The 12,063-nt window shown below is 73.8% G+C and carries 13 protein-coding genes; 5 read left to right on the top strand and 8 right to left on the bottom strand.

What is annotated here, in order from left to right:
* Nucleotides 1-98: 98 nt before the first annotated feature.
* The 5 genes from AB0F62_RS30275 to AB0F62_RS30255 form a co-directional block, all read right to left on the bottom strand.
* Nucleotides 99-1,151: a hypothetical protein gene (locus tag AB0F62_RS30275; RefSeq protein ID WP_361806224.1), complete on the bottom strand. Its 1,053-nt coding sequence runs from the start codon at nucleotides 1,149-1,151 to the stop codon at nucleotides 99-101.
* A 31-nt stretch (nucleotides 1,152-1,182) separates the two neighbouring features.
* Nucleotides 1,183-2,136, bottom strand: a complete 954-nt coding sequence (locus tag AB0F62_RS30270; protein ID WP_361806221.1) for a cytochrome c oxidase assembly protein — start codon at nucleotides 2,134-2,136, stop codon at nucleotides 1,183-1,185.
* Nucleotides 2,137-2,276: 140 nt separating this feature from the next.
* Nucleotides 2,277-3,302 carry a 6-phosphofructokinase gene (locus tag AB0F62_RS30265; RefSeq protein WP_361806219.1) on the bottom strand — a complete coding sequence of 342 codons (1,026 nt, stop codon included), beginning with the start codon at nucleotides 3,300-3,302 and terminating at the stop codon, nucleotides 2,277-2,279.
* Between the two features lie 187 nt (nucleotides 3,303-3,489).
* Entirely contained in the window at nucleotides 3,490-4,218 is a 729-nt protein-coding gene (locus AB0F62_RS30260; RefSeq protein WP_361806216.1) for a glutamine amidotransferase, read from the bottom strand.
* Between the two features lie 31 nt (nucleotides 4,219-4,249).
* A complete protein-coding gene (locus AB0F62_RS30255; RefSeq protein ID WP_361806213.1) occupies nucleotides 4,250-5,488 on the bottom strand; it encodes a MurT ligase domain-containing protein in 1,239 nt (412 codons plus the stop codon).
* Nucleotides 5,489-5,651: 163 nt separating this feature from the next.
* On the opposite strand from AB0F62_RS30255, the gene def reads away from it, so the two are divergent.
* Nucleotides 5,652-6,224, top strand: coding sequence for a peptide deformylase (gene def / locus AB0F62_RS30250; protein WP_361806210.1), 573 nt, complete (start codon nucleotides 5,652-5,654; stop codon nucleotides 6,222-6,224).
* Nucleotides 6,225-6,236: 12 nt separating this feature from the next.
* Here def and AB0F62_RS30245 read toward each other — a convergent pair whose 3' ends face one another.
* Nucleotides 6,237-6,887 (bottom strand): TetR family transcriptional regulator, encoded by a 651-nt coding sequence (locus AB0F62_RS30245; protein ID WP_361806207.1) that lies wholly within the window; start codon nucleotides 6,885-6,887, stop codon nucleotides 6,237-6,239.
* A 127-nt stretch (nucleotides 6,888-7,014) separates the two neighbouring features.
* On the opposite strand from AB0F62_RS30245, the gene AB0F62_RS30240 reads away from it, so the two are divergent.
* Nucleotides 7,015-8,238 (top strand): acyl-CoA dehydrogenase family protein, encoded by a 1,224-nt coding sequence (locus AB0F62_RS30240; RefSeq protein WP_361806204.1) that lies wholly within the window; start codon nucleotides 7,015-7,017, stop codon nucleotides 8,236-8,238.
* 12 nt (nucleotides 8,239-8,250) lie between these two features.
* Here AB0F62_RS30240 and AB0F62_RS30235 read toward each other — a convergent pair whose 3' ends face one another.
* Nucleotides 8,251-8,619, bottom strand: a complete 369-nt coding sequence (locus AB0F62_RS30235) for a hypothetical protein (RefSeq protein WP_361806201.1) — start codon at nucleotides 8,617-8,619, stop codon at nucleotides 8,251-8,253.
* Nucleotides 8,620-8,730: 111 nt separating this feature from the next.
* On the bottom strand, nucleotides 8,731-10,809 hold the full coding sequence (locus AB0F62_RS30230; protein WP_361806198.1) for an FUSC family protein: 2,079 nt from the start codon (nucleotides 10,807-10,809) through the stop codon (nucleotides 8,731-8,733).
* 88 nt (nucleotides 10,810-10,897) lie between these two features.
* Between AB0F62_RS30230 and AB0F62_RS30225 the strand changes: the two genes are divergently transcribed.
* The 3 genes from AB0F62_RS30225 to AB0F62_RS30215 all read left to right on the top strand — a co-directional run bounded on the left by AB0F62_RS30225 (nucleotide 10,898) and on the right by AB0F62_RS30215 (nucleotide 11,923).
* Complete coding sequence (locus tag AB0F62_RS30225) at nucleotides 10,898-11,089, top strand: hypothetical protein (protein WP_361806195.1); 192 nt, start codon at nucleotides 10,898-10,900, stop codon at nucleotides 11,087-11,089.
* Between the two features lie 69 nt (nucleotides 11,090-11,158).
* The gene (locus tag AB0F62_RS30220; protein WP_361806192.1) at nucleotides 11,159-11,287 is read left to right on the top strand and encodes a hypothetical protein; all 129 of its coding nucleotides are present in this window, start codon (nucleotides 11,159-11,161) and stop codon (nucleotides 11,285-11,287) included.
* A 93-nt stretch (nucleotides 11,288-11,380) separates the two neighbouring features.
* The gene (locus AB0F62_RS30215; protein ID WP_361806189.1) at nucleotides 11,381-11,923 is read left to right on the top strand and encodes a winged helix-turn-helix domain-containing protein; all 543 of its coding nucleotides are present in this window, start codon (nucleotides 11,381-11,383) and stop codon (nucleotides 11,921-11,923) included.
* The last annotated feature ends 140 nt before the right edge of the window (nucleotides 11,924-12,063 follow it).

Raw genomic sequence — 12,063 nt, 5'->3', positions numbered from 1 at the left:
TGATCATCGCCTTGGCAGGTGCGGGCATCGGTGGCCTCCTCCCCAGGGGCCGCGGGGCGGCGACCCGACTCCATGGTCGCGCCGCCGCCCGCCGTGCGCTACCACTCGCCGTCGGTGACCTGACCCTCGTCCTTGAGTTGCTTGACCTGTCCCGGGTGCGGGGCCACCCACGGCGACTCGTCCTCGCCGAGCCAGTCGCCGACCGGCTTGACCTGGGCCAGGGAGCCGGGCGCCGCGAGGTCCTCGGCGTCGGCGTCGTAGTAGTCGAACCAGGGCAGTCCGGCCGCGGTGTACGCGGCGCGGTTGACCGGGGAGGGCGGCGGTGCCTCGCCGGTGATGCGGCGCCACTCCGGTGCCGTCGTCAGGTGCACGAAGACCCGGCCCGACGGCTTCCCGCGCCAGTCGGACGGTTTGCGGTCGTCGCGGTAGACCTCCTGCCGCATCCGGCCGCCCGCGCCCAGCCCCATGGAGACCGGCGAGCGTGCCGCACCCCCCGCCGGGGGCGGGGCGCCCCCCGGGGCCGGCGGCGGGACGGCCGCCGGGGCGGCCATCGGCATCGCCCCCGGAGCGCCGCCGTAGCCGCCGAAAGCGGCGCGACGCGTGCTCTCCCGGCGCCGTTGCTCGGCCCGCCACGCGGCCAGCCGCTCCTCGCCGAGCTCGAACACCTGCAGCTGCACCCCGCCCCAGACCTCCTCGCCGGAGACCTGCCCCTCGACGGTCGCGCCCAGGCCCAGCGGTACGGCGACGAACTGCCGGATCGTCCCGGAGCCCGAATTGATCCCGTCCAGCCAGGGCTGGCGCGGCAGCACCACATAGTTCTGCGGGTCCTGCGAGAGCCGGTCGCTCCACGGCCGTCCCGACACCGCGCACACCTTGCCGACCCCCACCTGGAGCGCGGCGGGCGCCGGGGCCGAGAAGCTCAGCCACATGGCCTCGCGCTGGTAGACCGGCAGCATGACCCCGCCGCGGGAGAGCCACTCCTTCGGGGCGGTGTCCGGGAAGTCGGCGACCCGGCGCAGTGGGAAGGCCCCGATCCCGGGTGGGAGAGGATGCGTCCCCGTCTCCGGCAGGCGCAGCGTGCGCATGAAGCGCACCGTCACGCCGCCCGGCAACTGCAGCGCGTCGCCCGATATCCGTACCTGGTCGCCCATCGCGGGCCTCCCTTCGCGGCGGGCGGCCCCGTCAGCCGCGACCCCGTGCCTCCAAGGATGCCAAGTACGCGTTGTAGGCTGCCAGTTCCGCGTCGCCGTCGCGGTCCGCCGCGCGGTCCTTGCGGCGCGCCTGGCGCTGGTCGGAGGTGTACCACTGGATCAGCAGCGCCACGAGGACGATCACCGACGGGATCTCGCTGAACGCCCACGCGATGCCGCCGGCCGCGGTCTGGTCGTCCAGCGCGTCGATCCCCAGCGAGGCGGGCGGGTGCTCGAAGGCGCCGATCATCGGCTCGCTCGCCATCATCAGGGCGATGCCGAAGAAGGCGTGGAACGGCATCCCGGCGAACAGCTCGAGGATGCGCATCACGTGGCTCGGCCGGTTCGGACCCGGGTCCACGCCCATGATGGGCCAGAAGAACACCAGGCCCACGGCGAGGAAGTGCACCATCATCGCGATGTGCCCCGTCCGGCTGCCCATCAGGGTGTCGAAGAGCGGGGTGAAGTAGAGCCCGTAGAGGCTGGCGATGAACAGCGGGATCGTGAACGCCGGATGCGTGATCACCCGCAGGTAGCGGCTGTGCAGCAGCGCCACCAGCAGCTCCCGCGGCCCCTTGCGGCCGCGTCCCGCCGTCGGCAGCGCCCGCAGCGTCAGGGTCACCGGGGCGCCCAGCAGCAGGAGGATGGGGGAGACCATGCTGACGACCATGTGCTGCACCATGTGGACGCTGAACATGACCATGCCGTAGTCGTTCAGCGCGGTGCACATCACCAGGCCGATGGAGAGCACACCGGCCGTGAAGGCGGCGATCCGTCCGACGGGCCAGCGGTCGCCGCGCCGTAGCAGTCGTACGACGCCCCAGCCGTAGAGCGCGAGCGCGAGCAGACAGCCGGCCAGGAAGACCGGATCCCCACTGAACTCGAGCCCCCGGCCGAGGGTGAACGGCGGCAGCTCCGCCGTCATCCCGTGTCCGCCGTGGTCCATCCGTCACTCTCCTGTCGTGCCTGCCGCACGCACCGCGCCGTCGGCAATGTGCCGGTTGGGGCGGGTGCGCCCGCACCAGACTAGAACCGCCCCCGGCCGCGCTTGCGACCGGGGGCGGTTCGAGGAGTGTGGTCAGCGCGTCACAGCACGCACTCGGCCTCGACGTAGCGCTCGGCCGGGACGGTCTTGAGGTGCTCGACGGCGTGGGACAGGGGCACCAGGGTGATGTCGGTGCCGCGCAGCGCGGTCATCATGCCGAAATCGCCGTTGTGCGCGGCCTCGACCGCGTGCCAGCCGAAGCGGGTGGCCAGCACCCGGTCGTAGGCGGTGGGGGTGCCGCCGCGCTGCACGTGGCCGAGGATGACCGGGCGGGCCTCCTTGCCCAGGCGCTCCTCCAGCTCCACCGAGAGCCGGGTGGCGATGCCGGTGAAGCGCTCGTGACCGTAGACGTCCTTGGCGCCCGACTCGAACCGCATCGTGCCCTCGCGCGGCTTCGCGCCCTCGGAGACCACGACGATCGCGAACTTCTTGCCCGCCGAGAAGCGCTCGCCGACCCGCTGGGTCAGCTCCTCGATGTCGAAGGGGCGCTCCGGCACGACGATCGCGTGCGCACCGGCCGCCATGCCCGAGTGCAGCGCGATCCAGCCGGTGTGGCGGCCCATGACCTCGACGATCAGCACACGCTGGTGCGACTCCGCGGTGGTCTTCAGGCGGTCCAGCGCCTCGGTGGCCACCGTCACGGCGGTGTCGAAGCCGAAGGTGACGTCGGTGGAGGCGATGTCGTTGTCGATGGTCTTGGGCACGCCCACGATCGGCAGCCCGTTGTCGGACAGCAGCCGGGCGGCCTTCAGGGTGCCCTCGCCGCCGATCGGGATGATCGCGTCGAGGCCCAGGTCGGCGACGTGGCCCTTGGCCCGTTCGACGCCGTCCCGCAGGTGCTCGGGGCGGACCCGGGAGGAGCCGAGGATGGTGCCGCCGCGGGCCAGGATGCCGCCGACCGCGTCGAGGTCCAGCTTGCGGTAGTCACACTCCAGGAGGCCCTTCCACCCGTCGTGGAAGCCTATGACCTCGTCCCCGTGGTCGACGACCGCGCGGTGCACGACCGACCGGATCACGGCGTTCAGGCCGGGGCAGTCGCCGCCGCTCGTCAGCACACCAATACGCATTTGCTCGTTACTCCTGAAAGATCGATCCGGGCGCCGGACCTCGTCGTCCGGATGGACCCGCGGCGACGCGCACCGCTGTTGCTACGTTATCGAGCCGGGTGCGGGCGGCGGAAACGCCGCCCGCAGTGCGGACACCACCCGGCCCGGGCCCCGTTCTCCCCCGGTGCGGCCCGCGACGGTGCGGGCCTCAGGCGGGCTGGCTCGCCGCCGCGATGCGCTCGGCGCGCAGCGCCTCGTACCACTGGTCGTCGACGGGCGGCAGGGCCCTGACGTCCATGGCCAGCTTGATCAGCATGTCCGCGATCTGCGGGTTGCGGGCCATGACCGGGCCGTGCATGTAGGTGCCGAAGACGGTCTCGTTGTACGCGCCCTCGGTGCCGTCGCCCGTGCCGTTGCCGTTGCCGAAACGGGTCCGCGCCAGGGGGCGGGCGTTCTTGCCGACGTGGGTGACGCCCTGGTGGTTCTCGAAACCGGTCAGCGGCGGCAGGCCGAGCGCCGGGTCGATGTCCGCCAGCACGTCGCCGACGCAGCGCTCGCCCTCGCCGCGCACGCTCACCACGTCCAGCAGGCCGAGGCCCGGCTCGGGGCGGCCGAGGTCGTTGACGAACTCATGGCCGATGATCTGGTAGCCGGCGCACACCGAGAAGACGATGGCGCCGTTGTCGACGGCGCGGTTCAGTCCGCCGTCGCGGCGCAGCCGCTCGGCGGCCAGCCGCTGCGGACGGTCCTCGCCGCCGCCGATGAGGTAGATGTCGCCGGAGGTGGGGATCGGCTGGTCGGACCGTACGTCGATCCGGCTGACCGGCACCCGCCGCTGGCGGGCCCGGCGCTCGGTGACCAGGACGTTGCCCTGGTCACCGTAGGTGCTGAGCAGGTCGGGGTAGACCCACACCAGACGCAGGCTGGAGTCGCTCACAGCGTGTTCTCCTGTCGAAACGGGTCTTCGGTCAGTTGCCGACGCGGCGGCGCAGGTCCTGGAAAGCGGTGTAGTTGGCGATGGCCTCAATGCGGCCGGCCGGGGAGGTGCGCACGGCCTCGTCGAAGTCCTGACACACCTCGAACTGCAGCCCCGCCACCTCGAGCCGGACCGCGAGGTCCAGCTTGCGGTCGCCGATGACCCGGATCGGGTGCCCGGCCAGGCGGGTGTAGTCCACGTCCCACAGCCAGGAGGTGTCCGTGCCGTCGGCCCCGCGGGCGTTCACCGAGAGGATCACCGGGGCGGGCGGGCCGTCGATCAGCGAGAAGGTCTCCAGCCAGCCGGCCGGGTTCTTCGCCAGCAGCAGCCGTACGTCGCGGCCCTGGAACTGCACCACGTCGTAGCGGCCGGCGACGGCCTGCACCTTGTACATCCGCTCCAGGGCGACCTTGGGGTCGACACCGAAGGCGGCGGCCGCGGCGGCGGACACCGCGGCGTTCGACTTGTTCGCGCGGCCGGGCAGCTGGAGCTGGATCGGCCACGCGGCGCCGTACGGGTCGATGACGTGGTCCCCGGACAGCGCCCAGGTCGGCATCGGGCGGCGGAAGCCGCACTCGCCGCAGAACCAGTCGTCGGAGGGACGCTGCAGGACACCGCCGCAGGAGGGGCACGACCAGGCGTCGTCCTTCCACTCCTGGCCCGCCGCGACCCACACGACGGTCGGGCAGGAGGAGGCGGCCCAGGTGATCAGCGGGTCGTCGGCGTTGGCGATGATGATCGCGTCCGTGCCCGCCAGACCCTCGCGCCACTTCTCGGCGAGCATGCGGGTCTCGGCCGCCCGGTCGAGCTGGTCGCGGGAGAGGTTGAGCAGGGCGATGGCCTTGGGCCTGACGTCACGGGCCACGCCCGCCAGGTACTTCTCGTCGACCTCGATCACGCCGTAGCGCGCCTCGGAGCCGCCCGCGAGCGCCGAGGTGATGCCGGCCGGCATGTTGGCGCCCAGGGCGTTGGAGACGACCTCGCCGTTGGCGCGCAGCGCCTCGGCGAGCAGTCGGGTGGTGGTGGTCTTGCCGTTGGTCGCCGACACGAGCACGACGTCGAGGTGCGTCGCCAGACGCGCCAGCAGATCAGGGTCGAGTTTGAGGGCCACCCGGCCGCCGATCACCGATCCGCTGCCCCGGCCCGCCGCCCGCGACACCGCCGCCGCGGCCTTGCCCGCCGTAACGGCCAGCTTCGCCCGGGGCGACAGTGGCTCCGCGTTGCCTGCCATCGTGTCCATATCCTCCTCGCGTCCGGCCCCGCCCACCGTCCCGGCGGCCGTCCGGAGTGCGCGCTTCCGGCCCGTTCCGTCAGCCGGGAGGCGACGGTCGCGGATCAGCCTATCCACTTCCCCTACCGGGGCAGAAACGAGCCGTCCCCGTACGCTGGCCCGCATGCGACACGCCACCATCCCCGGCAGCTCCGGGACCGTCCGCCCGATGCGGTTGCTGGGTGATCCGGGACTCCGGGAACCCTGCCGCGACGTGACCGTCTTCGACGCCGAACTCGCCTCCCTCGTCGAGGACTTGTTCGCCACGATGTACGCGCACGACGGGGTCGGGCTGGCCGCGAACCAGGTCGGCGTACCGCTGCGGTTGTTCGTTTTCGACTGCCCGGACGACGAGGACGTCCGGCACCTCGGGCATGTGGTGAACCCCCGCGTCGTGCACAACGGCGGCGTCGTGGTGGCCGGCCACGAGGGATGTCTGTCGCTGCCGGGCGTCCACGCGGGTACCCCCCGGTACGACGAGACCGTGCTCGAGGGGGTCGACCTGAGCGGCGAACCGGTGCGCGTCGAGGGCACCGGCTTCTTCGCCCGCTGCCTCCAGCACGAGTGCGACCACCTGGGCGGCGGCGTGTTCATCGACCGCCTCACCGGCCTGCGCCGCCGCCGCGCGCTGCGCGCGGTCCGGCGCGCCCCGTGGGCCCCTGGCGACGGCCGGGCCCCGGCCCCCGGGCCCGCGTAGGCCGGAGCCGACCTAGAGCCGCGGCCCGCCCGGGCGGTCGCCCACGGCGGCAAGGCGGCCCCACAGCAGGTCCGCGAGGTGGCGGACGAGGACGTCGCGGGAGACGGGGCGTTCGCCCAGCCACCAGTCCCCGGCCGCGTGCATCATGCCGACGATGCCGTGCCCCCACACCCGGGCGGCCACCTGGCCCTCGGGGCCGAGGTCGAGCCGCTCGGCGATGAAGCCGGCCAGCTCCTCGCCCATGCGGCGCAGCACGGGGGCGGAGTGGCGGCCGATGTCGAATCCGCGGTCGGAGTCGCCGGCGTTCTCGGCGGGGTGCATCAGGAAGCGGTAGACCTGCGGTCGGGCCTCGATGGCCGAGAGGTACGCGTGGAGGGTGGCCTCCACCCGGTCGCGGCGCTCGTTGGGCGCGTCGAGGGCGGCCCGCAGGTTGGCGAGCAGGGCGTCGGTGTGGCGCTTTGCCAGGGCTCGGTAAAGCCCGCTCTTGTCGCCGAAGTGGCGGTAGAGAATGGGCTTGGTGATGCCCGCCTCGGCGGCGATGGCGTTCATGGACGCCTCGGGGCCGTCGCGCAGCACGACGCGGTCCGCGGCCTCGAGCAGCTCCCTGCGCCGCTCCTCCGCCGCGGATGTCGTCCGCTGCTCCTGCCGCCGGCTGGTGTCCACCCGAGCCTCCCCGCCCGTTCGAATTTCCTCGCGCCTGCGAAACGTAACACCCATCGTCCGGTTGACATCCCTTACCAGCCGGTAACAGACTGGCGTTACCGCAAGTAACAAGCACGTGGAGGGGACAATGGGCGGCTTCACGCTCGAGCTCGACGACGACCAGAAATCGGTGCGCGACTGGATCCACGGCTTCGCGGCCGACGTCATGCGCCCGGCGGCGGCGGAGTGGGACGAGCGCGAGGAGACCCCCTGGCCGGTGATCCAGGAGGCCGCGAAGATCGGACTCTACTCGCTGGACTTCTACGCGCAGCAGTACTTCGACCCGACCGGCCTCGGCATCCCGGTCGCCATGGAGGAGCTCTTCTGGGGCGACGCGGGCATCGGCCTGTCGATCGTCGGCACCGGCCTCGCCGCCGTCGGCGTCCTGGCCAACGGCACCGAGGAGCAGATCGGCACCTGGATCCCGCAGATGTACGGCGACGTCAACGACGTGAAGGTCGCCGCCTTCTGCTCCTCCGAGCCCGACGCGGGCTCCGACGTCGGCTCCATGCGCACCACCGCGGTGTACGACCAGGCCAAGGACGAGTGGGTCCTCAACGGCACCAAGACCTGGGCGACCAACGGCGGCATAGCCAACGTCCACGTCGTCGTCGCGGTCGTCGACCCGGAGCTCGGTTCCAAGGGCCACGCGTCCTTCATCGTGCCGCCGAACACCCCCGGGCTCTCCCAGGGGCAGAAGTTCAAGAAGCACGGCATCCGGGCCTCGCACACCGCCGAGGTCGTCCTGGACGGCGTGCGCGTCCCCGGCAGCTGCCTGCTCGGGGGCAAGGAGAAGCTGGACGAGCGCCTCGCCCGGGCCCGCGAGCGGGCGAAGGGCGGCGAGCGCGTGAAGAACGCCGCCATGGCCACGTTCGAGGCCTCCCGCCCGGCCGTCGGCGCGATGGCGGTGGGCACGGCCCGCGCCGCGTACGAGGTCGCCCTCGACTACGCCATGACCCGCACCCAGTTCGGCCGCCCCATCATCGACAACCAGGGCGTCGCCTTCCAACTCGCCGACATGCGCACGCAGATCGACGCGGCCCGGCTGCTGGTCTGGCGCGCCTCCTGGATGGGGATCTCGGGCAAGCCCTTCACCTCGGCCGAGGGCTCGATGTCCAAGCTCTACGCCAGCGAGACGGCGAAGAAGGTCACCGCTCAGGCCATCCAGATCCTCGGCGGCAACGGCTTCACCCGCGAGTACCCGGTGGAGCGCATGCACCGCGACGCGGCCATCTACACGATCTTCGAGGGGACGAGCGAGATCCAGCGCCTCGTCATCGCCCGCACCCTGTCGGGCATGCCGATCCGCTGACGCCCGGCGCGCTCACGCCGCCGTCCCGGTCAACCCGGCCGCCTGCTCGGCGATCGCGAGGACGGCGGCGTTGGTGTTCGCCGCGGGCGGCCGGCGGGCCTCACGGACGCGTCGACGACACGGAGCGGTCGACACCGTGCCGCCGCAGGAACCGCCGCAACTCGTCGGCCGGTGGATGGCCGGACCCGGCAACGCCTCCCCGCAGTACCCGCCGTACCGCCGTACCCGCCGTACCGCCGTACCCGCCGTACCGCCGTACCCGCCGTACCGGCGGGCCGGCGGAGCCGCCACGCCGACCGCACGGGCGATGCGCGGCCCGGTCGGCATCCGGTCCACGTCCCGCTCGCCGGCCGGCAGCGCCGGGTCGATCGCCGGCGGCACCGAGGGGTCGGGCGACTCCAGGCGTACCGAGCGGCGGCTGTACGGGGGTGAGCAGGCCAGACTCGATGGCGCGGCCCCCGGACCGGCCCATCCGGAACGCGCCGGGAGGCGTCAGCGGCGCCGCGAGGGACGGGCGCGCGGCCGCGGGCGCAGGGCGGCCTCCAGATCGTCGAGGGTCTCCAGGAGCAGCTCGGCGCTGCGGCGGACGATGCGGTCGGCATCCGAGGCCGGCCAGTCGTCGAGCGTCGCGTGGACGGGGGAGAAGTCCGGCGGGCGTCGTTCCCGGACCGCGTCCGCCGCGTCCGCCGTGGCCGTGCGCAGGCGCCGCGCGAAGGGCGCGGCGTCCGGTACGGGAGCGGCGTCCGGGGCCGGGAGATGGGCCTCCATGAGCATCGGGACACGCCCCATGGCCGACAGGGCCGCGTCCGCGCCGTCCGCCGCGCGGCGGGACAGACCGCGGCCCCGGACGGGCTCTGCGTCGGCGCGGGCGACGGCCTGGTCCCAGGCGACCGCGGCCGCGCGGGCGTCCAGCAGGGCCGCGCGCACCGCCTCGCGGCTCCCCCGGGCGGGGGCGGCGTGCGCCTCCATCGCCGCGGCCGCGTAGCGCCCGGTGGCCTTGATGCGGTCGGCCAGCCGGTTCCGCAGCCGCGGGGTCTCCCAGGCCGGGAAGAGCGCGTACGCGGCCATCGCCAGCACCCCGCCGAGCAGGGTCAGCAGCACCCGGTCGGGCACGGTCTGCGTCCAGCTGGAGCCGGCCATGCCGAGCAGGAAGACCACGTAAGCCGACGCGGCCACCTGGGAGACCAGGTACCCGGTGCGCAGGAGCCCGTACATGAGGGCGACCGACACCACGGCCAGCACCGCGCAGGGATAGGGGCCCGGGGCGAAGGACTGCATCACGGCGGTCGCCACGGTCACGCCGGCGAGGGTGCCGATGAAGCGGGCCACGCTGCGCCCGTACGTCTGCGAGAAGTCTGGCCGCATCACCAGCACCGAGGTCAGGGGCGCCCAGTAGCCGTGGCCGAGGGGCAGCGCGGCGCCGAGCGCGTAGCCCGCGGGGGTGACGGCCGCCAGCCGGACGGCGTGCCGGAAGACGGGGGAGTCGAAACGGGCCTCGCGCCGCACCGTGCGCACGGTGAGCGGCAGCAGCTCGGACAGGCTGGGGCGGCGCAGGTGCGCGGTGTCGGCGCTCACGGAGCCGCCGCGGCCTGCGGCGGAGGAGACCGCCTCGCTGAGCAGCGCGACGAGCCGCAGCGCGGTGCGCCGGGCGGGCCCGGTCAGCCGCTCCTCCGGATCGGGCTCGACGAGGACCACGGACTCCGCCTCCGGCGGTACCCGCACCGGTTCGGCCTCCCGCACCGCGCGCGCCACCGCGTCCAGCACGGAGGCCGCCGCGGCCAGCAGCTCGCGGGCCCGGTCGCGCTCCGGGCCTTCCGCGGCGGCACCGACCGCCGGATCGGCCAGGGAGGCCAGGACGGGGCGGATCCGCTCGGCCAGCACCCGTTTCCCGCGCAGCGCGGCCGGGCGCCGCCGCGCCTGCCGGTCGGTGATCACCGCCGCGCTGCGCGCGGTCATCAGCGGCCCGGGGTCGAACGGCGCGACCGGGTCGTGCCGCAGCCGCCGCGCGTAGTCCGCCTCCGCGGCGAAGGCGTCGGCCAGCGCGTCGCGCTGCCGCCCCCAGCGGCGCACCGGGAACAGCACGATCAGTCCCGCCTGCACGACCCCGCCCGCCGCGATGACCAGGGCGTGGCCGAAGGCGCTGGGCACGGACGTCGGCAGCGTGACGACGACCAGCATCACGGCGACGGTCAGCGACGAGACGATGCCCGCCGTCGGCCCCAGCGCCCAGGCCATGCCCGCCAGGAACGCCCAGACCGCCAGCAGCACCACGAACACCGCCCAGTGCGCCGCCGCCAGGTAGCCCAGGAAGGTGCTGACCGCCAGACCGCCACCGGCGACCAGCGCCAGCACCGGCCGGGGGCGCCAGCTGCGCTGGAAGGTGGCCATGCCAGAGGCGAAGGCGCCGAAGGCCGAGGAGGCGGCCACCGATGGGGAGGCCAGCCACAGCGAGAGGCCGATGACGATGGCGACGCCCGCGGCGGCGCGCAGCGCGACGAGCGGTTCCAGCCTGGCACGCTCGATCCGCAGTCCCTCGCGGGCACTGCGGCGCAGGGCGCGCAACCAGGTCATGAGGCTGAGGATAGGACGGGTAGGACGGGGAGGGCCGGGTAAGCGCAGCGCAAGATCCGCTCCGGCGAGTCCGAGGAGGCAGACCGCCATGACCACCCCAGCACGCCGCGCCACCGTGCCGCCCGTGCCCCCCGCCCCGAGCCCGGTGCCGCCCTTCCCGCCCGATCCCGTACCGCCCGCCCCGCATCCGGTCCCCGGACCGACCCCCGACCCGATGCCCTCGCCGCCCCCGCAGCCGGAGCCCGATCCGGAGCCCCAGCCCGCGCCGCAGCCGTTGTAGGGCCTGGTCAGGGCCCTGCCGCGGGCTCTCTCTGTCCCGGGGGGCGTCAGGTCTGGTTCAATGGGTGCCATGGCCAGCCTCACTGACACCGCGACAGGTCGCAGCGACCTCGAGCCGTTCTGGCCGTCCAGGCAGGAGTACCAGTTCGACCGGGAGTGTTGTCGCGCGGTCCCCGCGCGGACCCCGGCCCGCAGCTGACGCCGTCCCTCCGGTCGCCGCCCGCCGCCGGCCTCCCGGTGGTCCCGCGCAATACGTCGTCCCACGACCCTTCGCGCGAGAGCCGAGACCTCCATGTCCTCCAGCACCCGTTCGCTTCCCCTGCCCGCCGCCAACCGCCATCACCTGCGCGCCGTTCGGGCCGGTGACGTCCGCAGCGGCGACCTCCCGCCGGTACCGGACTTCCTGCCGCCCGGCGCGACCTGGCTGCCCGCCCCGGGCCATCTGATGCCCACCGGGGTGGGCGGCCCGCCGATGGTCGGCTATCTCGTCCTGGTCCCCGCCGAGGGGCAGGCGCTGCCCGAGCCCCCGGCACCCGCCGCCGACCTGCCGGTCAGCATCGACGCCGAACGCCGTGTCGCCCAGGTGCGGGGCCGCACGCTCGACCTCACCTACCTGGAGTTCGAACTTCTCGCCCACCTGGTCGCGCACCCGCACCGCGTGCACACCCGCGACCAACTCGTCACCACGGTCTGGGGCTACGGCCACGTCGGCGACGGACGCACCGTCGACGTCCACATCGCCCGGCTGCGCCGCAAGCTCGGCTCCGAGCACCGCGGCAGCATCGTGACCGTGCGTCGCGTGGGCTACAAGTACGCGCCGCCGGCGGCCCGCTGAGCCGTACGGCGGCGGGGGGAGAGGCGGGCGGCCGCCGGGAGGGAGCGTTGCGGAACCCGGCGGAATCCCGCCTCTCCCACGTGTCACGTCTGTAGCATGTCCCCCCACCGGTCCATGGGTACGCTGTCCTCGTTCCGGTG

This window comes from Streptomyces sp. NPDC026673 (genome assembly GCF_040638135.1).
Lineage (GTDB): Bacteria > Actinomycetota > Actinomycetes > Streptomycetales > Streptomycetaceae > Actinacidiphila.
Note: the sequence above shows the minus strand (reverse complement) of the source record. Positions and strands in the feature narration are given on the sequence as shown.

What these genes read in the sequence shown, in the direction of transcription:
- AB0F62_RS30225 (WP_361806195.1), top strand. Translation starts at nt 10,898, where the DNA reads ATGACCACCCCAGCACGCCGCGCCACCGTGCCGCCCGTGCCCCCCGCC.
- AB0F62_RS30275 (WP_361806224.1), bottom strand. Translation starts at nt 1,151, where the DNA reads ATGGGCGACCAGGTACGGATATCGGGCGACGCGCTGCAGTTGCCGGGC.
- def (WP_361806210.1), top strand. Translation starts at nt 5,652, where the DNA reads ATGCGACACGCCACCATCCCCGGCAGCTCCGGGACCGTCCGCCCGATG.
- AB0F62_RS30240 (WP_361806204.1), top strand. Translation starts at nt 7,015, where the DNA reads ATGGGCGGCTTCACGCTCGAGCTCGACGACGACCAGAAATCGGTGCGC.
- AB0F62_RS30215 (WP_361806189.1), top strand. Translation starts at nt 11,381, where the DNA reads ATGTCCTCCAGCACCCGTTCGCTTCCCCTGCCCGCCGCCAACCGCCAT.
- AB0F62_RS30255 (WP_361806213.1), bottom strand. Translation starts at nt 5,488, where the DNA reads ATGGCAGGCAACGCGGAGCCACTGTCGCCCCGGGCGAAGCTGGCCGTT.
- AB0F62_RS30265 (WP_361806219.1), bottom strand. Translation starts at nt 3,302, where the DNA reads ATGCGTATTGGTGTGCTGACGAGCGGCGGCGACTGCCCCGGCCTGAAC.
- AB0F62_RS30230 (WP_361806198.1), bottom strand. Translation starts at nt 10,809, where the DNA reads ATGACCTGGTTGCGCGCCCTGCGCCGCAGTGCCCGCGAGGGACTGCGG.
- AB0F62_RS30220 (WP_361806192.1), top strand. Translation starts at nt 11,159, where the DNA reads ATGGCCAGCCTCACTGACACCGCGACAGGTCGCAGCGACCTCGAGCCG.
- AB0F62_RS30270 (WP_361806221.1), bottom strand. Translation starts at nt 2,136, where the DNA reads ATGGACCACGGCGGACACGGGATGACGGCGGAGCTGCCGCCGTTCACC.